Origin of the sequence: Tellurirhabdus bombi (assembly GCF_021484805.1) — a bacterium.
Taxonomy (GTDB): Bacteria; Bacteroidota; Bacteroidia; order Cytophagales; family Spirosomataceae; genus Tellurirhabdus; species Tellurirhabdus bombi.
Window position 1 is genome coordinate 2,990,048 of record NZ_CP090557.1, and the last position, 18,218, is coordinate 3,008,265.

Consider the following 18,218-nt stretch of genomic DNA (forward strand, 5'->3'; position numbering starts at 1 on the left):
AAGAAAAGAAGCTATTCCCTTACTTAAATAGAACGATTATGAAAGCTCAACTTGGTAAATATACCTTTGTGCCGGACAGTGAAACATACGGAAATGAGAATCATGTGCTTGATCCAGAAGAGGATACACAGCGTACCGGCGATTTGTTAAACGACCAGGCACCGCATAAAAAACCGGGGCAGGGGATACTGGGTGAAGATGATCTTACGGATGAGGATCTGGTTGACGCACTTAGGCCGGAAGTTTCTGCTTGTAACCAACGCCTAGCTCTGTCTGGGCTAAATTAGCCAAACAAACCTCACGCCTGTCTGTTTTCTGTTGAAAGATCGTACGTTATGAATAAAAGAAAAGTTGTTGTGGTTACCGGCGCTTCCGCTGGTCTTGGCCGCGCTATTGTCCGGGAATTTGCCAAAGACGGAGCCGATGTTGCCTTGCTGGCACGCGGAATTGAAGGCCTCGAAGGGGCCAAACGCGAGGTAGAAGCCTGCGGTGGACGAGCCCTTGTTTTTCCCCTGGATGTTGCCGATGCAGATGCCATCGAAAATGCCGCCGCCAAGATTGAAGAAGAACTGGGACCTATTGATATTTGGGTAAACAACGCGATGAACAGCGTTTTTGCGCCCATTCACGAAGTCAAGCCAGAAGAATACAAGCGAGTCACGGAAGTAACATACCTTGGTCAGGTATACGGCGCGCTGGCTGCTTTAAAGCGAATGCGACCCCGCAATGAAGGCTGTATTATTTTCGTTGGCTCGGCGTTAGCCTACCGGGGCATTCCGCTCCAATCGGCTTATTGTGCGTCTAAGCATGCCATTCAAGGATTTTATGACTCGCTGAAAGCCGAGCTGATGCACGATAAAAGTAAGATTCGTACCTGTATGGTGCAGTTACCGGCTATGAACACAACCCAGTTTGGCTTTGTGCGCAGCAAGCTTCCCAATAAACCCAAACCCATGGGGACCATCTTTCAGCCGGAAGTAGCGGCAAAAGCCATTCTATACGCTTGCGAAAGTGGCCGCCGGGAAATTTATTTGGGCTGGCCCACCCTGGAAGCCATCGTAGGCGATAAAATAGCTCCGTGGGCGGGTGACAAAGTGCTGGCAATGAGTGGCTATGAAGGCCAGATGACCGACGAGCCCGCCGATCCTAACCGGAAAGATAACCTTTGGGAGCCGCTACCGGGCGATCACGGAGCGCATGGTCCTTTTACAGAAGAGTCATGGTCGTTCAGTCCCCAGTTCTGGATGTCCAAAAACAGAGCGCCCATTGCAGCCTTTGCGCTGGCCTTTATCGCCGGATCATGGCTGGCTAGAAAATAAAGTCGGGCGGGGTCGTATACAGGAATTCTTCAGGCTGATTTATTGCTCCTCGCTTCCGCTTTGAATAAGCAACGATTCAGGCAGAAAGATCTTGAATTCGGCCCCTTGCCCCAGCTTGCTAATGGCCGTTAGGCTACCGCCGTGATTTTCGGTAACCTGCTTGCAGATGGATAGGCCAACGCCCGTTCCGGCATACTGCTGTTTGGTGTGAAGCCGTTGAAAAACCTGGAAAATTCGCTCTTTGTACTGGGCGTCAAAGCCAATTCCATTATCCCTTACCCAAATCTCAAGAAAAGGTTGATTCGTAGCGAGCAGAATGTCGGGTAAGTCACTTTTGTTGGCTTTACGCTGACCGATTTGAATGATAGGTGATAAGGTGAGTTGTCTGAATTTCAAGGCGTTGCCAATCAGATTCTGAAATAGCTGACGGAACTGCAAAGGATCACCGTTAAGAGTGGGTAACTGGTCAATTTGTATAAAGGCCCCCGTTTCGCGGATCGAGATATCCAGATCATCCAGGACTTCTTTTATAACATGGTTAAGGAATACCGGCTTGAACGTTTTCTGCTGAATGGTCGTCACGCGGGAATAAGCCAGCAGATCCCGAATCAGGCTTGACATACGACTGGCCGCCGCCTGCATGCGCTCAATGTAATCCTGGCCATCTTCGTCAAGGATCGACGCATACTGTTCGGTAAGCAAGGTGCCGAACGCCTGAATTTTGCGAAGGGGCTCCTGAAGATCGTGACTGGCGACATAGGCAAACTGGGCGAGGTTGCTGTTGGAACGAAGCAATTCCTGGTTGGTTGCTTCGAGCTGCTGCCGGTATTCGTGGCTCTGGGTGACATCAAGATATGTACTGATTAGGCCATCTCCGAACTTGACGAGTGAGGTTTGAAACCACCGCTCGCCAATGACGCGTTCAAACTGCAATGGCTCTCCGGTTTCAGTAACGTGTTTGTAATGATCAAAAACCTGACTAATGTTCGGACTAACCTCAAGCGCTGTTTTGCCAATCAGGTCCGAGATGGAATGCCCTTTGGCATTAGCCGCCGCTTCATTAGCCAGCAACAACTGAAAATTTATAATCTGTCCTTGCTCATCGCGAATCGCCTGGTACTGCACAAAGGCCACCGGCGAAGCAGTGAGGATGCTATTTAGCAAATCTGCCTGTTTCTGCTTTTCCTCCTGCGATTGCTTTAACTCTGTAATGTCCAAAAACGACAAAACAATAAAATCGCCGCTTCGCACGCCCTGCACTTCGTACCAAAGGTTATAACCTTCGTGGGTGTAATGGTTGTGATAACGAAGTGGAACGCCCGTTTCGGCTAACTCTTTATATAATTTCCAGATGCCACTCAGCTTAATGCCCGGGAAAACTTCCTGCATGGTGTTGCCAATCAGCTCACTCGCTGGCCGTCCGGTCATGCGTTCGGCCATGTGATTAATAAGGTCGTAGCGCAGATCAACCACTTCCTGGGTTTCAGGGTCCCGGATTATTTTATACAAGGCGATGGCTGTCAGGGCGCTATCGGTAACAAATTTTAGCTTTTCTGCCTCATGCTCCCGTTCCTGCTCCATTTTTTGTTCAACAGTCCGGTCGCGGGTAATGCTCAAAACGCCCTTGCGCCACTTGCGCCGAACAACATAAAGATGGGCACCAGTGATTGGACTAATATAGGAATATTCCTTGCTTTTCTCGGTGAGAAAGACTTCCTCATATTGGTCAAAAATCAGCCGGGCAAGGGTCGCATTTTCGGTGTTATCGGCAAGGAGATATTTGCCTGTTTTGACTTGGAAAGATAGACCAATAATTTTCTCAGCTTCCTGATTAGCATAGCCAAACTGAAAGTCAATCAGACGCTGTTGCTCGTCCCAGACAGGGATAAGCCAGGCAATGGCGTCCGGAAGGCTGTTTAACAATTCAAGCGCTAAAGAGTCGTTAGACGGATCCAAATTTTCCGCGAAAGGGGTATTCATAGTGTTGGCAAGCAAACAACCTGCAAATTGCTTCCTAGAGACTAATATAAGCAGCCCATTGAATAAGTTTTAAGCTAACCACAAAGTTAATGACGATTTGCGTTTCCAGAGCTTGACGCAACGAAACACTCAAGTCCGCTGTCGTTGTGTTAGTTATACGAATAAAGAGAAAACATAACCCATATACGACTTTGTCAGATTTATCGAATATTTGTTGTTTATCGGACAGAAATTAATGCTTTTTTAACAGATCGTCTGGTTGATTTTAGTACTATGCAGTGTTTCCAGAAAAAAGGCCTATCAGGCTGATTTATAAAGGGCAAAGCCTTAAACAGGGCATGGTTAGCTTTAATAGATCTTGCAATACTAGATAGGAGTGGCAACGTGCTTTCCGAGGACTACAAATATTTATTAGACAATGATTATTTTTGTACGAATCAGAAAGTATCTTTGGTAGCTAATAATTACAGAACATTACCTGAGTATAAATCAGTTGAAAGACATAAGTATGTTCTTGTAATTAATTGGTAACAACCAGTCAGATTGTATTAAAAACAGCTTAATACTTCGGTAATTAGGTGACCTCATGAAAATTCACCAGTCTCTCTACACGCAGCAAAACTGGCAAACTTGTTCCGAAACAGCTGATTTTTCGGCCGATAAGGCACAATTGGTATTGGTTTTTGGCGAACGAAAGTCGTTGGAACAGGTAAAGCCCTACAACTATCTGCGTAGTATCTATCCGTCAGCTGATATCGTCATCAACTCAACAGCAGGTGAAATTTGCTGCGACAAGATTTATGATGAGGCTATTACAGTGACTGCCATTGAGTTAGAAAAAACAGCAGTGCGGGCGAAGCAGATTGAGATTAGTACCTATACCGAGAGTTTTGCGCTTGGCGAGCAACTGGCGCAGGCTTTATCCGATGATAATCTGGCGGCTATTTTTGTTATTTCAGACGGAAGCTATGTGAATGGCAGCGACCTGACAATGGCCATGGGCCAGTATCTGAACCACCAGGTTCCCATCACGGGTGGGTTGGCAGGAGATGCCGCCCGGTTCGAAAAAACGCTGGTTGGCTTGAACCAGGATCCCACAATTGGTAAAGTCGTCGGAATTGGATTTTATGGTGATAGTCTAAAAATTGGATATGGCTCAAAAGGAGGCTGGGACGTTTTTGGACCCGAACGCGAGGTAACCAGTTCTAAGTACAATGTGCTGTATCAGATTGACAGTACGAAAGCACTGGATTTATACAAAGAATATTTAGGGAAATACGCCGCCAATTTACCCGCGGCGGCCCTTTTGTTTCCCCTTTCAATACGGGCTACGCAAGACTCGCAACCCCTGGTGCGAACGATCCTGGGAATTGATGAGAAAGAGAAAAGCATGACTTTTGCCGGGGAAATGCCGGAAAAGGCGTTGGTTCGTTTCATGACAGCCAACTTGGACCGGCTGATTGATGCCTCAGCAACGGCAACGCATCATTCACTGGCGAAGCTGGATTTTAAACCAGAATTAGCTATCCTGGTGAGTTGTGTTGGCCGGAAATTAGTGTTGGGCCAGCGTACTGAGGAGGAAGTAGAAGTAGCACAGGAAATATTGGGCGCTGATACTGTTATCACAGGTTTTTATTCATACGGTGAGATATCGCCTACCCATCCGAATGACCGTTGCGAGTTACACAACCAAACAATGACCGTAACTGTCTTATCCGAAAACTGATTCTATGGTGCCACCTGTACTGCATAAATTACTGGCTCGTCAAGTCAATAAATACCTCTCGGAGGAGTGCTTAAAAAATGAGCAATTCCAGCCTTTTATCAGGGCCGTTAACGACTCGTATCTAAATTTTGAGCGTGACAAAGAGCTGTTTGAACATTCCTCCAGCCTCAATGATCGGCAATACGCACAAATCAATACCAAACTAAAAGAAGAAATTAGCCAACGTCGGCAATCTATCGAAAAGTTGATTGAAACCATTCAATCCATGGAGGTGCCGGAGGGCTATGAAATGCCCAGCTTTGATCCGAATAATCTGGTTTACCTGGTCGAATTTTTGCAAATGCAAATTGATCATCGGAAGCAGATTGAAGACGAGTTGAGAAATGCCAAAGAAGTAGCTGAAAATGCCACCCAGGCCAAGTCAGATTTTCTTTCGATGATGAGTCACGAAATTCGTACGCCACTCAATGGAATTGTGGGTATGACATATCTGATGCTTCAGGAAGAAGTCCCGGCGACCATTGCCGATAACCTGAAAACGCTTCAGTTTTCCATCGAGCATTTGCACGCTTTGATTAATGATATTCTGGATTTTAGTAAAATAGAAGCTGGGAAAGTTGATTTAGAAGAAACCAATTTTGATCTAAAACAACTTGTTTCAAATATTAAAAAATCGCATCAGATAAAAGCCGAAGAAAACCGCACCCGTATTCGGTTAATGATCGATGATGATATTCCCGAAACACTAATTGGCGACTCTACGCGGATTGGTCAGGTTTTGTCGAATTTGGTGTCTAATGCAATTAAATTCACGAAACAGGGAACCGTTACAATTGAGCTGGCTTTGCAGCAGAAAACAGACGATGTTGCAACGATTGATGTATCTGTACAAGACACGGGAATTGGAATTGCAAAAGAAAAACAGGAAGCCATTTTTGAAATGTTTACACAGGCTAATTCAGCAACGACCCGCAATTTCGGCGGTACTGGATTAGGGCTGGTAATCACTAAAAAATTGCTGCAACTATACAACAGTCCTATTGGCGTTGAAAGTGAAGAGGGCAAAGGAGCTAAGTTCTATTTCACCCTCGAATTGAACATAAGCAAAGGCGTCAAGCAATCTTACAACATTCTGGATTCCATTGATGAAGAAACGCTAAAAGGCGTTAAAATCCTCCTGGTTGAGGATTATCCGGTCAATGTAAAGGTGGCGCTGAAGTTTCTAAACCGCTGGGGTGTTGACGTTGACATCGCTGAAAATGGCCTGATTGGGTTTGAGAAATTTATGGCTGGTGCGTACGATCTGATCTTGATGGACTTGCAAATGCCCGTTATGGATGGCTATACATCGACCGAGAAAATAAGAGCAGAAAATTCAACTATTCCGATTATTGCCTTAACGGCTTCGGCTACTTATACCAATAAAGACCGGGCCATCAGCGTCGGAATCAGCGATTACGTAATTAAGCCTTTTAATCCAAAAGACTTATTCCAAAAAATAGCGAAATATAGCCAGCGCTTTAATTAAATATGGCTAGCTTTTAGCAATTGGTATAGTTTTTATAAAGTTAATAAACCAGTCAAGAACACCTTTCTATTTTATAAAAGATCACTTATAAAATAGAATACTATATCCGCAAATGTTATGGAAACTCGTTACAATGTACTTATTGTTGAAGACGATGCTTTTATTCGGAAAGTGCTTCGACATACACTGAATAATGACTTTGAGGTAACTACACAAATTAATGGCATTGAAGCAATGACCTGGCTGGAAGAAGGTCATGCGGTAGATATTGTCATTACTGATTTGCAGATGCCTTATATGACCGGTCAGGAACTGATTCGAAATATTCGGGCAAGCTCTTTATTTAATCATTTGCCGGTTATTATTTTATCTACTTACGACGATAGTAATACCCGAATTGCCTGTTTGGAAATGGGTGCTGACGACTACATGATTAAGCCATTTAATCCGATGGAAGTCAAAGCGAAAATATTAGCTCTTTTGCGTCGGGCAGAGTATCGAAAAGCAAGTAGTTCTCCGACCAGAACTACGGATGGCTCTTCAGGCAATTGATGCAATTTTATAGTGTCCTATGGAAACGCTAGTGGCTAAAAAAGCACCTCTTCGCGTGCTTTATGTTGAAAATAACGCCCATTTGGGCCTTGCTTTTGGCCAGAAATTTGGGTCAATGCTTGATATTACGGTTGTGCCCGATCAGGAAGAGGCTCTGGCTAGCTTGGAAGAGGGGTTGTCTCCTGACTTAATTCTGTTGAATGGAGAGTCGGGGGTTATCGAATTTCTGGAATTTCTGGATTCTGTTCCTCATTTCAGTGAGCTACCCGTTATTTTAATATCCGAATCGTTTAGGCCAGATTTATCCGCCAAACCGTTTAAAGGACACGTAATTGATGTGTTCCCGCCGAATTATTCGGAAGAGGCCTTGCGCACTCGTTTGGGATACATAATCCAGAAAAAACGATACCGGGAGGCGGAACGGCCCGCCCATAAATCAACGAAAATACGAGTGCCGATTGGCAAGCGAATTTTTGACATCGTGGTTTCCTTTACGGCACTGGCTTTGCTATCACCCTTGTTACTGGTGGTGATTATTTTGATCAAGCTGGACTCAAAAGGACCGATTTTCTACGGTTCAAAACGGGTAGGAGCAGGGTACAAAATCTTCAGCATGTACAAATTCCGTACAATGCGAACCGATGCCGACAAAATGCTGGCGGGTATGTCGTCGCAGAACATGTACAACAAGCCCGTTGAAGAGCCAACCAACGAACTGTGCGACGAGTGTAAGGTGATTGGTGCGTGCCAGCGTCTATTGTTTCTGGATAACCAGCAGATGTGCGAGAAAATCTACCACCGGAACCAGCAGGCCAAGGCGAAGTTCATGAAGTTTAAGGAAGATCCCCGCGTGACCCGGCTTGGAAAAATTCTCCGCAATACCAGCATTGACGAACTGCCTCAATTGTACAACATCCTGCGGGGTGATATGTCTTTCGTGGGCAACCGGCCTTTGCCGCCTTACGAGGCTGAAAAGCTGACGGCAACGGGCTACGCACGCCGGTTTGCGGCTCCTGCGGGCTTAACGGGTCTCTGGCAGGTAACGAAGCGAGGCAAAGCCAAAGTGTCGGATCTGGAGCGAATTCAGTTGGATGTGTTATACGCCAAGAAATATTCCTTCAAGACGGACCTTATCATCATGATCAAAACGGTTAAGGCGCTGTTTCAGAAAGAGAACGTATGAGTGTAAAACCGCTGGTTTCGCTGATTACCATAAATTACAACCAGGCGGAGGTAACCTGTGCCATGTTGGAATCAACCCGGCAGTTGACTTATCCGCATTTTGAAGTAATTGTCGTTGATAATGGCTCGCGGGAAGATCCAACGAAACTGATTCTCCAGGGAAATTATCCGAACGTCAAGGTAATTGTCAGCGCGGAGAACCTGGGCTTTTCCGGGGGAAATAATCTGGGCATTCAGCACGCAAAAGGCGAGTACTACTTTCTGCTCAATAACGACACCATCGTCACGCCTGACTTGCTGGATCAGCTTCTGGCCCCCTTCGCCACAGATCCAGAAGTGGGAGTAACTTGTCCGAAAATCCGGTATTTTGATCATCCGACCATCATTCAGTATGCGGGCTATCACCCGTTAAGCCGTTTTACGGGGCGCACCTGGGCCATTGGCTTAGGCGAAACCGATAACGGGCAATACGAGCAGTCGGGGCCGACGGCCTTCGCCCACGGAGCAGCTATGCTGGTAAAGCGAAGCGTACTGGATCGGGCCGGCTCACTAGATGATTCGTTTTTTCTGTATTACGAAGAACTGGATTGGTCGCTGCGCATTCGGCGGGCGGGCTTCAAGATCTATTACCAGGCCCAGGCATTAATCTACCACAAAGAGTCCATGAGCGTCGGGAAAATGAACGCCCTGAAGGTCTACTACCACACGCGGAACCGGATGCTGTTCATGCGGCGCAACGTGTCTGGTTTTACCCTGCTGGTTTTTTATCTGTACTACTTTGTGTTTGCCCTGCCCAAGGCGGCGATTTTATACCTGGTACGTCGCCAGAAAGACTATTTGAAAGCACTGAAAGAGGCGGTTGTCTGGAATTTAAAGAACAAGGTTCCGGGTCCGGAGCACGTGTTACCGTCTATTGGTGCGAAATCCTAATGTCTAGCGAGTATAATAAATGAACTACATAGAGATTATTCTGGTCGTTAGCGTTGCGCTTGTCGTCTATACCTATTTCGGATATGGTTTAGTCGTTTGGCTGCTCATTCGGCTGAAAGGAAAAAGGCCGGTGAAGCAGTTGGATGACAACTATTGGCCCGACGTGACGCTGGCCGTGCCCGCCTACAACGAATTATCCTGTTTGCCCGCTAAGGTCGAAAACTCGCTGGACCAGGATTACCCGCGTGAACGCCTGCATTTGCTGTTCGTAACGGAAGGGTCCAATGATGGCTCCGATGAATACCTGCGCTCGCATTATGCGGGCGTGGTTGATGTGATGGGGGGCAGCGAGCGCCGGGGAAAAGTAGCGGCCATGAACCGGGCGATGGAGCATATTAAAACGCCTATTGTGATTTTTACGGATGCCAACACCCAGCTCAATACGGGTGCCGTGCGCGAACTGGTGAAGCATTTCCGGGACCCGGAAGTGGGCGCTGTTGCCGGCGAAAAACGAATCCTTACCAACGATAACGAAGCCGCCGCCGGGGCGGGCGAGGGGCTTTACTGGAAATATGAATCCTTGCTGAAACGCTGGGATGCCGAATTACACACGATTGTTGGTGCTGCCGGTGAGCTTTTTGCCGTTCGGACGAATTTATACGAGCCGGTGGAAACAGACACCATTCTGGACGATTTTATCATTTCGCTGCGGATTGCCGGACGTGGCTACCGGGTTGCCTACGAGCCGGATGCCTATGCACTGGAACGGCCTTCGTTCTCGATTCTGGATGAACAGAAGCGTAAAATTCGGATTGCGGCGGGCGGATTTCAGTCGATTGTGCGGCTCAGTTATCTGCTCAATCCGTTCCGCTACGGCGTGCTTACCTTCGAATACGTATCACACCGTGTATTTCGTTGGGCAGTGGCTCCGTTGTGTCTGCCAATCATTTTTCTGGCCAATTGCCTGCTGGCGTTACAGGCTTTCACAGAACCTTCGGATCGGGGGAACGGCTGGGTAGCCTTACTGGTACTTCAGTGCCTTTTTTACGGGGCGGCCTGGGCGGGCTATTTGCTGGAGAAAAAGCAGCTTCGCTGGAAAGCCCTGTTTGTGCCTTTTTACTTTACGTTTATGAACGTTTGTGCCTTGGCCGGTTTGGTTCGCTACTTGCGGGGAGCACAGTCCGGTACGTGGGAAAAAGTGCGTCGGGCTGATGACGTAACGTTGAAGGCCACCCAGGAAAGCGCCCGAAAATAAGCAGTCACTTCTGTATTTGATTAGTTATGGTTATTGGAAGAATTACATCGGGCTTGGGCAATCAGTTGTTTCAGTATGCAATTGCCCGGCACCTATCTATACTCAATAAAGCCTCACTCTATTTTGATTTAAGCTATTACAAATATCAATACGAAACCGACACGCCCAGAGTCTTTAAGCTGCATAATTTTAAGATAGACTACAAATTACTTGATAATTCGCCGCTCTTATACGCTTCAAAAGCGACCAAATTATTCCCGGAAAGGACCCTGAAGCCCGTTTTTGAGCTGGTCAAAGAAAAGCATTTTCACGTCGATCCAGAGGTACTGAAGGCGCGGGCAAAGCTGCTAATTCTTGATGGCTTTTGGCAGTCCGAAAAGTATTTCTCCCCGGCGGCGGCGATCATCCGGAAGGAACTGGTTTTTACGAACCAACCCGGCCCAGCCTTTGAGAAGTACAAAAACGAAATTGCCCGTTCAGCCAATCCGATTTCGATTCATATTCGGCGGGGCGATTACGTGAATAATGCTGAATTTAGCCAGTCTTTTGGCTTTATAGGAATCGATTATTACCACCAGGCGATTAAGCTCATAAAGCGCCAATTCACGGATTTTCGTTTTTTTGTTTTCAGCGACGACCAGGAATGGACCGAGAAGAACTTCGATCTGTCTTCCGATACGGTTTTTGTTAAAAATATCGGCGAAAACAGCGATTTGGATGATTTGCATCTAATGAGCTTGTGTAAGCACCACGTTATTGCCAATAGTTCTTTTAGCTGGTGGGGCGCCTGGTTAAATGCTGATCCTAACAAAATGGTTATCACGCCTAAAAACTGGTTTAAGAACAAACCGGACTGGCATACTACCGATCTAATTCCTGACTCCTGGCTCAGCGTGTAGTGCACCTGCTTTCTTGCTCTGTTGATTGAACAAAAATGGCTTAGAGAAGCCCAGGTGAAATGGTAAAATAATTTTGCGTTTTTCGCTTTTTCACCAAAATTACTCATCCATTAATTGATCCTCCTTTCTGAATTAATTAGTTACTACTTATTAGTAATAGTACATTACTAATATATTATTTTATCAATAATAAACTATGAATTTTCATAATAAAGGCACAGTTTATTGTCTTTATTAAAGAATAAACCAATGTGCTGGTTTTAATATTTAACCCTCATTTGCCAGACATACGTACGGCTTAAATTGCTCAGAAATTAAATTTCAATAAAAAACTATTTATTAGGGGTTTATGCGTAGTGAAGCGATTGCTAATTGCGCTGAATAGAGTAACTTGGAAGTAACTCCTTGGGTAAAATGGTAAAAATTTTTTGCGTAAAGGAGCGCTTTTATTCATATAAATAGATGCCTAATTCAGGACTATGATGAAACAGTTACTACTGACTATCTTTTTACTTTCAGCTGCCTTGACGGGCTTTAGTCAAACCGAAGAGCGAATTAAATTCACTTCGATTACAGCAAGCGAAAACACCGGGCAGAATTATTCATCATGGTTGACTGACAACGTAGACAGTTTAGTACCCCAGGCTTGGGAGAACAACTTCAAATGGGTGGACGTAACGCTCCAGTTAGAAAAGAAAGCCAATATCGGCAGGCTCTCTTTGTATGACCACGAAGGCGTATTTACTGACAAACCTGCCGAGATTTACGCGTTAAACGGCAGCCAGCGTACTCTATTGGGTTCTTTCGAAGGCCCCGGCTATATGAATTGGGTCGAAATGCCACTCCCGCAGCCTGTAGTCGCAGAGGCAATTGTTGTACACAAGTACAGCAACAACATTCCACAAAAGATTAAAGCATTCGGACAGCCTGTACCCCAGCTGAATTATCGGTCTATTCTGGGTAAAATTGAAGCGGAAAGTTTCGATGCCATGCACGGAGTGCAGACCGAAAGTACAAGTGACAACGGAGGGGGGCTAAATGTTGCCTGGATTGATGACAACGACTGGATGGATTACAACGTCCACGTCCCGGCCACTGGCGTATATACATTCAAATACAGAATTGCCAACAGCTACGGTAACGGCAAAATTGAAGTTCAGACCACTAATGGAACGGTCTTGAGCAGCATTGATGTGCCACAAACGGGCGGCTGGCAGGGATGGACCACCATCAGCACCACGATTCCGTTGAGTGCGGGTGATCAGACCTTACGAATTTTTGCGAAAGCGGGTGCCTGGAATTTCAACTGGTTTGAAGTAGGAGGACCCGTTCCCTTGCCAGGAAAGATCGAAGCAGAAAATTATGCGTCAGCCAGTAATGTTCAGGCTGAAACGACCAGCGATGTCAGCGGTAACTTAAACCTGGGCTGGATTGACGACAACGACTGGATGGATTACAACGTTAATGTGGCAGAAACGGGCACGTATACGTTTAATTTCCGAATTGCTAACAGTTATGGTAACGGTCGAATAGAGATTAGAACGGCAAACGGCACAGTGCTGGCAGGCGTAGATGTACCGCAGACTGGCGGCTGGCAGAGCTGGTCAACCATTAGTACAACAGCTACCTTGCAGCAGGGAAGTCAGATTTTGCGGCTGCATGCGGTAAGAGGAGACTGGAATTTCAACTGGTTTGAGGCCGTCAAAACAGGCAGCACAACCAATCCACAACCACAACTCACGCAGGCCGTGCTTAGCTTCAACGCCTTGCCCGACAAAACCGTGGGTGACGCCGAATACGCACTGGTCGCGACGAGTAACAACACCCAAACGCCGATAACGTTTACCTCATCGAATGCAGGGATTGTAACCGTATCCAATGCGACAGGAAGCTGGAAAGCCAAGGTAATTGCTGCCGGAACGGCTAACATTGTTGCTTCGCAGGCGGGCAATACGCAATACCTGGAAGCGCAGGCTGTCACGAGAACCCAGGTGGTTCATGCCGCTGCTACGACACCGAATCCGCCTTCGTCAACGGTTGTGCTAGGCAGTAAAATTACCATTGATCCGAAACGTTGGTACCAGCTCAATAACGTAGCTAATGGCCTGGAAGGGTTGTTTGATGGCGTAACCAATGTGGATGTTAACACGGGTTGGGGGAAAGCACTCGAAAAATTTGACGCGTATTACCCGCTTCTGGAAGGCGAGTCAATGAGCATTCAGGGCGTGAAATTTTTCGACGGATCAGGCTCAATGGCCGATAAGCCAATGACTTTATCCGTTATCACTGATCAGTGGCAACGCATTCCTATCGCGACGTTTACGGGTGAGCAGTATAACGGTTGGGTAGGTCCTGATCCGGCTCGTCAGGCCAATGGCGACGATTTATTCAAACTCAATACGCCCATTACCAATGCTCGCTATTTGGTCATAACGACCTGGTGGGGATATCCAACGGAAATGGAGCTTTACGGAACCCACACGCCATCGACTAAGCCAGTCACGGCTGTTCCGCAGAAAAACATCAAGTTAGAAGACATGTTTGGGGTTAATGCGTTCGAGTGGAATTTCGAAGATGGACGAAACCCGGCGGTTATTGATGAGTCGTTCCTGCAAGCCATGAAAAGTTTTACCGGAATTCGGCATTACATGGACTGGCAGAAACTGGAAGCAAACGAGGGAAAATACACGTATAACCCAACGCACAGCGGCGGCTGGAATTACGACGCCATTTACGAACGCTGCAAAGCGGAAGGCATTGAAGTACTGGCCTGTCTGAAAACGTTACCCGACTGGTTGATGGCCACTTATCCTGCAAATGAGCGGGATTCGGAAAACGTACCGGTGCGTTACGGCAAGGATTTTTCCGACCCAGCCTCGTACCTGGAGCAGGCAAAAGTCGGGTTTCAATACATGGCTCGGTATGGCAGTAACACAGCCGTTAACCCAGCTTTGCTTAGTGTGAACGGCAGCCAGCGGTGGACGGGCGACGGAATCAATACCGTAAAAATTGGCCTGAACCTGATCAAATACATTGAGTGCGACAACGAGCGGGATAAGTGGTGGAAAGGCCGGAAAGGCTACCAGACTGCCCGCGAATACGCAGCCAATATGTCGGCGTTTTACGATGGCCATAAAAATACCATGGGTCCGGGCGTCGGCGTGAAAAATGCAGATCCGAACGTAAAAGTAGTGATGGCGGGAACGGCGCTGGCCAGTACGGATTATGTGAGGGGAATGATCGACTGGTGCAAAGAACACCGGGGTTACCGAGCCGATGGCAGCGTTAATTTGTGCTGGGATATCATCAATTACCACCTCTATTCCGATGACGCCAATTCGTCGCAGAGCGGTCAATCGAGCCGGGGAGTAGCGCCGGAAGTAGGCCCAGCGACCCGAATTGCTGACGAGTTCACGGAAGTGGCCCATCGGTATGGACAGGACATGCCGGTCTGGATTACGGAAACGGGTTATGACGTACACCCAGGCAGCCCGATTAAAGCCATTGCCATTGGCAACCGTTCAGTTTTACAAACGCAGGCCGACTGGATTTTGCGGACGGCTTTGCTATATGCCCGTAAAAAGATTGAAAAAGTATTCTTTTACCAGACTTACGATGACAACGCAGCCAGCCCCGGTCAGTTTGCTTCTTCGGGCTTGCTAAACCCCGATCAAACCCGGAAGCCTGCCGCCGATTATCTCTATCAGGTCAACAAGGTTTTTGGTAAGTATACCTACAAGCAATCCCTGAATAGCAACCCTTTTGTGGATCGTTATGAACTGAACGGCCAATCGGCGTACGCTTTGTATGTGCCTGATGAAACAGGCCGTACCGCTACATACACGCTGGATTTAGGAAATGTGGCCCAGGCTCGGATCTATACGCCCAAAGAAGGCCGCAATGACATGGAAGTGCGGATAGTCAACACAGTGCAGGGAAAAGTGACCTTAACGGTAACCGAAACGCCAATTTTCGTAACGGCTTCAACGGGCAGCAGCCGACTAAGCACAGCAGAAGCTAGCGTGGAAAGTGGCAAAACGTTGCACGAAGCGGTAGAGGTATATCCTAACCCAACGACGGATTACATCATGGTACGCCTGAAAAACGAAAAGGCGGCGGATCTGGAAGTAAACCTTTTTGACGCTAATCGGGGTGGTATTCATAAGCAACTGACCATCAAGAAAACGGCGGGTTCAGTGGCTGAAAAAATGGATGTTTCGGCCTTGCCCGTAGGCGTTTATATTCTCGAAATCAAGCAAGGAAACGAACGCGCCTTCCGGAAGATCCTGAAAGGAAACTGATCGGAATTGAATAAAACAGGCTGGGGTTTAGACCGGGTGGTGGAGTACAACACCCGGTCTAAACCCCAGTTTTTTGTGCGTATGGCTTTATCTAAGCCTGCTTATCAAACAAAAGATCGTAGTTGTATTTTACCTGACGGTATACCGTGCGGAGCAATACGATAAACGGGTTTCGGCTTTGCTGCTGCCAGTTATCCCGTTGAACGGTACTGGGTTCGTCGTCGGAGTTTTTCTGGTCAAACATGGCGTTAAAGTCGCTCAGGAATAAGCCCTTGCCTTGCTTTTGAATAAAGGAAACACACATCAAGTATTCGGTTTTATCCGATTTGATTCCTTCAACGTAATTACCAAACTTTTCCAGAAATGAACTTCGCCGCAGGTGCGGGTGGTCGCTGTAGTAATAGATTTTGTTGTAATCCGTGTACCAGGGTTTATACAACATGCGCGAAAAGCCCTTCTTATACGGCTCTAGATACGGGTAGGAAAAATAAGCGTAGAAGCGAATAATGTCCAACTCCTTTTCCTGCGTGAAGATTTCCAACGCGTCCTGGAAATGCTGGGCAAAAGCCGGTTTAGGCACAAAATCCTCCTGTACATAGAGCGTGTAAGGCGTCTTAACCGCTGCCTGTCCTTTGTTAATGTTGTTGGCCAGCCCTTTGTTCTGGGGCGTCGTAATCAGGCGAAATGGGTATTGCGATTCCATCGCCCTGATGGCTTCCAGGTGTTGGGGCTTGCTGCCATCATCCGACACAACAATGTCGCCGAAGGCACAATCCAGATCTTGAAAGGCTTTTAGCAGGCGTTCCAGCGAACTGCTACGGTTGTAATGGGTGATTAACAACGTAACGTCCGGAAAAGAGTGGGTAGGGTTTTTCATCACGGTATTACTTCTGTGTAGCGACATCCAGCGTATTCTTAACCAGCCGACCTTTCAAATAAACCCAGCGGAGCGCCAGAAACAAGGGACTTTTACTTTCCCGCCAATCGCTCCGCCCAATGGTGCTGGGTTCGTCGGAGGAGTTTTTCTGATCGAACATGGCGTTAAAATCATCCAGAAATAAGCCTTTGCCTTTTTTCTGGATAAAGGAAATACACATCTGGTATTCGGTTCGGTCGGGTTTAATGCCTTCGGGGTAGCGGCCAAATTTTTCGAAGAACGTACTTCGTCGCAGGTGCGGGTGGTCGCTGTAATAATAGAACTTTAAATGATTCGAATACCAGACCCAGGGTTTGTAAATCATGCGCGAAAAGCCCTTTTTATAAGGTTCCAGATACGGATAGGGAAAATAGGCGTAGAAGCGCATGATATCCAGATCCTTTTCCTGCTGCATCATTTCCAGCGCATCGCTGAAGTGTGGAACGAAGGCTGGTTTAGGTACAAAATCTTCCTGCACGTAAAGCGTATAAGGCGTCCGGACCGCATCTTGTCCTTTGTTGATATTGTTCCCTAAACCCTTGTTTTGAGGAGTGGTGACCAGCCGAAACGAATAGTGGTTTTGCAGGTTTTTGATGGCTTCCAGGTGCTGGGGCTTGCTACCGTCGTCCGACACAACGATGTCGCCGAAGGCACAATCCAGGGCCTGAAAGGCTTTTAGCAGGCGTTCCAGCGAACCACTGCGGTTGTAGTGGGTAATTAATAAAGTGACATCTGGAAACGTGTTTTTCATACGGTTTACCGAGTATATAATCAACGATTCTTTCTGGACTTCTTTACGAAAATCAGCGCATCAATAATACCTGCCCATTGCGGGTTAATTTTTTAGGCTGATCTGAAAAACTGGATACTTCGTACGTCATGGACCAGGTATAAACGCCTTCAGAACAGGGTGTATTTTGATAGTTGCCGTCCCATTTCTGAGCGGGATCGGTACTAGCAAAAATTACTGAACCCCAACGGTCATAAACCTTTAAATCAAAGGCAACGATACCGCTATAAAAGAATTCAAAAAAGTCATTAATGCCATCCTGGTTGGGACTGAAAACGTCGGGCACAAAAAGCTGCGCCGGATCGCACTCACTGCATTGTTTGATCTGAATGTCGTCGATTAGAAAATCATTGCCACAGCCTCCGCTGTTGTTGTTAATGATTCGAATAACCGCTGAACTCTTTTCTAAACCAGCGTCTGGAATGGTAAACCGGGTCGAAAAACGCTGCCAGACCGGTGATGTAGTGCGCGGGATAGGATTTGTTCTAAGCGTCTGCAAAATGGCTTTGTCCGGCGTTTCGATCTGCACCAGCAAGTCGGGATCGTTGGGCGTTTCAAAACCGCAGGTTCCGGCGGGCATGATAACGTTCAGGTTAAGCAGCCAGATCGAGAGTTCATACGTTGTACCTGTACAAAGGTCGGGCACAGATTGCAGATAAAACTCACCCGCGTAGGGCGTATTGACCACCAGCATGTTTCCATTGTTATCATCCGGGGTATGGTCTTCTGGAACGTCGTGCCAGCTACCCGTGTAACACGAGCCACTCACCGATTTAGCCACGGTATACTGCCCATCATTGGGGCACCCATCAGTAACATACAAATAAGAGGTCTGGCCAG

At 47.0% G+C, this 18,218-nt stretch carries 14 protein-coding genes; 10 read left to right on the plus strand and 4 right to left on the minus strand.

Features of this window, described 5'->3' with window-relative positions; all coding sequences use genetic code 11:
• Positions 1-38 precede the first annotated feature (38 nt).
• Together L0Y31_RS12755 and L0Y31_RS12760 are read left to right on the plus strand one after the other, a co-directional pair.
• Positions 39-287, plus strand: coding sequence for a hypothetical protein (locus L0Y31_RS12755; protein WP_234733456.1), 249 nt, complete (start codon positions 39-41; stop codon positions 285-287).
• A 48-nt stretch (positions 288-335) separates the two neighbouring features.
• Positions 336-1,319 (plus strand): SDR family oxidoreductase, encoded by a 984-nt coding sequence (locus L0Y31_RS12760; protein ID WP_234733457.1) that lies wholly within the window; start codon positions 336-338, stop codon positions 1,317-1,319.
• Between the two features lie 39 nt (positions 1,320-1,358).
• On the opposite strand, the gene L0Y31_RS12765 is transcribed toward L0Y31_RS12760, so the two are convergent.
• Positions 1,359-3,299: an ATP-binding protein gene (locus tag L0Y31_RS12765; protein ID WP_234733458.1), complete on the minus strand. Its 1,941-nt coding sequence runs from the start codon at positions 3,297-3,299 to the stop codon at positions 1,359-1,361.
• A 586-nt stretch (positions 3,300-3,885) separates the two neighbouring features.
• On the opposite strand from L0Y31_RS12765, the gene L0Y31_RS12770 reads away from it, so the two are divergent.
• The 8 genes from L0Y31_RS12770 to L0Y31_RS12805 all read left to right on the plus strand — a co-directional run bounded on the left by L0Y31_RS12770 (position 3,886) and on the right by L0Y31_RS12805 (position 15,672).
• Complete coding sequence (locus L0Y31_RS12770; protein WP_234733459.1) at positions 3,886-5,025, plus strand: FIST signal transduction protein; 1,140 nt, start codon at positions 3,886-3,888, stop codon at positions 5,023-5,025.
• Positions 5,026-5,029: 4 nt separating this feature from the next.
• Positions 5,030-6,553 (plus strand): ATP-binding protein, encoded by a 1,524-nt coding sequence (locus tag L0Y31_RS12775; RefSeq protein WP_234733460.1) that lies wholly within the window; start codon positions 5,030-5,032, stop codon positions 6,551-6,553.
• A 117-nt stretch (positions 6,554-6,670) separates the two neighbouring features.
• Positions 6,671-7,105, plus strand: coding sequence for a response regulator transcription factor (locus L0Y31_RS12780; RefSeq protein ID WP_234733461.1), 435 nt, complete (start codon positions 6,671-6,673; stop codon positions 7,103-7,105).
• 19 nt (positions 7,106-7,124) lie between these two features.
• Complete coding sequence (locus tag L0Y31_RS12785; RefSeq protein WP_305067600.1) at positions 7,125-8,288, plus strand: sugar transferase; 1,164 nt, start codon at positions 7,125-7,127, stop codon at positions 8,286-8,288.
• Positions 8,285-9,217, plus strand: a complete 933-nt coding sequence (locus L0Y31_RS12790; protein ID WP_234733462.1) for a glycosyltransferase family 2 protein — start codon at positions 8,285-8,287, stop codon at positions 9,215-9,217. The genes L0Y31_RS12785 and L0Y31_RS12790 overlap by 4 nt, the downstream gene beginning before the upstream one ends.
• A 19-nt stretch (positions 9,218-9,236) precedes the next feature.
• Positions 9,237-10,472 (plus strand): glycosyltransferase family 2 protein, encoded by a 1,236-nt coding sequence (locus tag L0Y31_RS12795; RefSeq protein WP_234733463.1) that lies wholly within the window; start codon positions 9,237-9,239, stop codon positions 10,470-10,472.
• Between the two features lie 26 nt (positions 10,473-10,498).
• Entirely contained in the window at positions 10,499-11,371 is an 873-nt protein-coding gene (locus tag L0Y31_RS12800; RefSeq protein WP_234733464.1) for an alpha-1,2-fucosyltransferase, read from the plus strand.
• A 479-nt stretch (positions 11,372-11,850) separates the two neighbouring features.
• Complete coding sequence (locus tag L0Y31_RS12805) at positions 11,851-15,672, plus strand: carbohydrate-binding protein (RefSeq protein ID WP_234733465.1); 3,822 nt, start codon at positions 11,851-11,853, stop codon at positions 15,670-15,672.
• A 91-nt stretch (positions 15,673-15,763) separates the two neighbouring features.
• Here the strand turns inward: L0Y31_RS12805 and L0Y31_RS12810 are convergent, their stop codons facing one another.
• Genes L0Y31_RS12810 through L0Y31_RS12820 form a run of 3 tightly spaced genes read right to left on the minus strand, consistent with a single transcriptional unit; the run spans position 15,764 to position 18,201 of the window.
• Positions 15,764-16,549 (minus strand): glycosyltransferase family 2 protein, encoded by a 786-nt coding sequence (locus tag L0Y31_RS12810; protein ID WP_234733466.1) that lies wholly within the window; start codon positions 16,547-16,549, stop codon positions 15,764-15,766.
• A 7-nt stretch (positions 16,550-16,556) separates the two neighbouring features.
• Complete coding sequence (locus tag L0Y31_RS12815) at positions 16,557-17,339, minus strand: glycosyltransferase family 2 protein (RefSeq protein ID WP_234733467.1); 783 nt, start codon at positions 17,337-17,339, stop codon at positions 16,557-16,559.
• 52 nt (positions 17,340-17,391) lie between these two features.
• Positions 17,392-18,201, minus strand: coding sequence for a T9SS type B sorting domain-containing protein (locus L0Y31_RS12820; protein ID WP_234733468.1), 810 nt, complete (start codon positions 18,199-18,201; stop codon positions 17,392-17,394).
• Between the last annotated feature and the right edge of the window lie 17 nt (positions 18,202-18,218).

What these genes read in the sequence shown, in the direction of transcription:
- L0Y31_RS12755 (WP_234733456.1), top strand. Translation starts at nt 39, where the DNA reads ATGAAAGCTCAACTTGGTAAATATACCTTTGTGCCGGACAGTGAAACA.
- L0Y31_RS12760 (WP_234733457.1), top strand. Translation starts at nt 336, where the DNA reads ATGAATAAAAGAAAAGTTGTTGTGGTTACCGGCGCTTCCGCTGGTCTT.
- L0Y31_RS12765 (WP_234733458.1), bottom strand. Translation starts at nt 3,299, where the DNA reads ATGAATACCCCTTTCGCGGAAAATTTGGATCCGTCTAACGACTCTTTA.
- L0Y31_RS12770 (WP_234733459.1), top strand. Translation starts at nt 3,886, where the DNA reads ATGAAAATTCACCAGTCTCTCTACACGCAGCAAAACTGGCAAACTTGT.
- L0Y31_RS12775 (WP_234733460.1), top strand. Translation starts at nt 5,030, where the DNA reads ATGGTGCCACCTGTACTGCATAAATTACTGGCTCGTCAAGTCAATAAA.
- L0Y31_RS12780 (WP_234733461.1), top strand. Translation starts at nt 6,671, where the DNA reads ATGGAAACTCGTTACAATGTACTTATTGTTGAAGACGATGCTTTTATT.
- L0Y31_RS12785 (WP_305067600.1), top strand. Translation starts at nt 7,125, where the DNA reads ATGGAAACGCTAGTGGCTAAAAAAGCACCTCTTCGCGTGCTTTATGTT.
- L0Y31_RS12790 (WP_234733462.1), top strand. Translation starts at nt 8,285, where the DNA reads ATGAGTGTAAAACCGCTGGTTTCGCTGATTACCATAAATTACAACCAG.
- L0Y31_RS12795 (WP_234733463.1), top strand. Translation starts at nt 9,237, where the DNA reads ATGAACTACATAGAGATTATTCTGGTCGTTAGCGTTGCGCTTGTCGTC.
- L0Y31_RS12800 (WP_234733464.1), top strand. Translation starts at nt 10,499, where the DNA reads ATGGTTATTGGAAGAATTACATCGGGCTTGGGCAATCAGTTGTTTCAG.
- L0Y31_RS12805 (WP_234733465.1), top strand. Translation starts at nt 11,851, where the DNA reads ATGATGAAACAGTTACTACTGACTATCTTTTTACTTTCAGCTGCCTTG.
- L0Y31_RS12810 (WP_234733466.1), bottom strand. Translation starts at nt 16,549, where the DNA reads ATGAAAAACCCTACCCACTCTTTTCCGGACGTTACGTTGTTAATCACC.
- L0Y31_RS12815 (WP_234733467.1), bottom strand. Translation starts at nt 17,339, where the DNA reads ATGAAAAACACGTTTCCAGATGTCACTTTATTAATTACCCACTACAAC.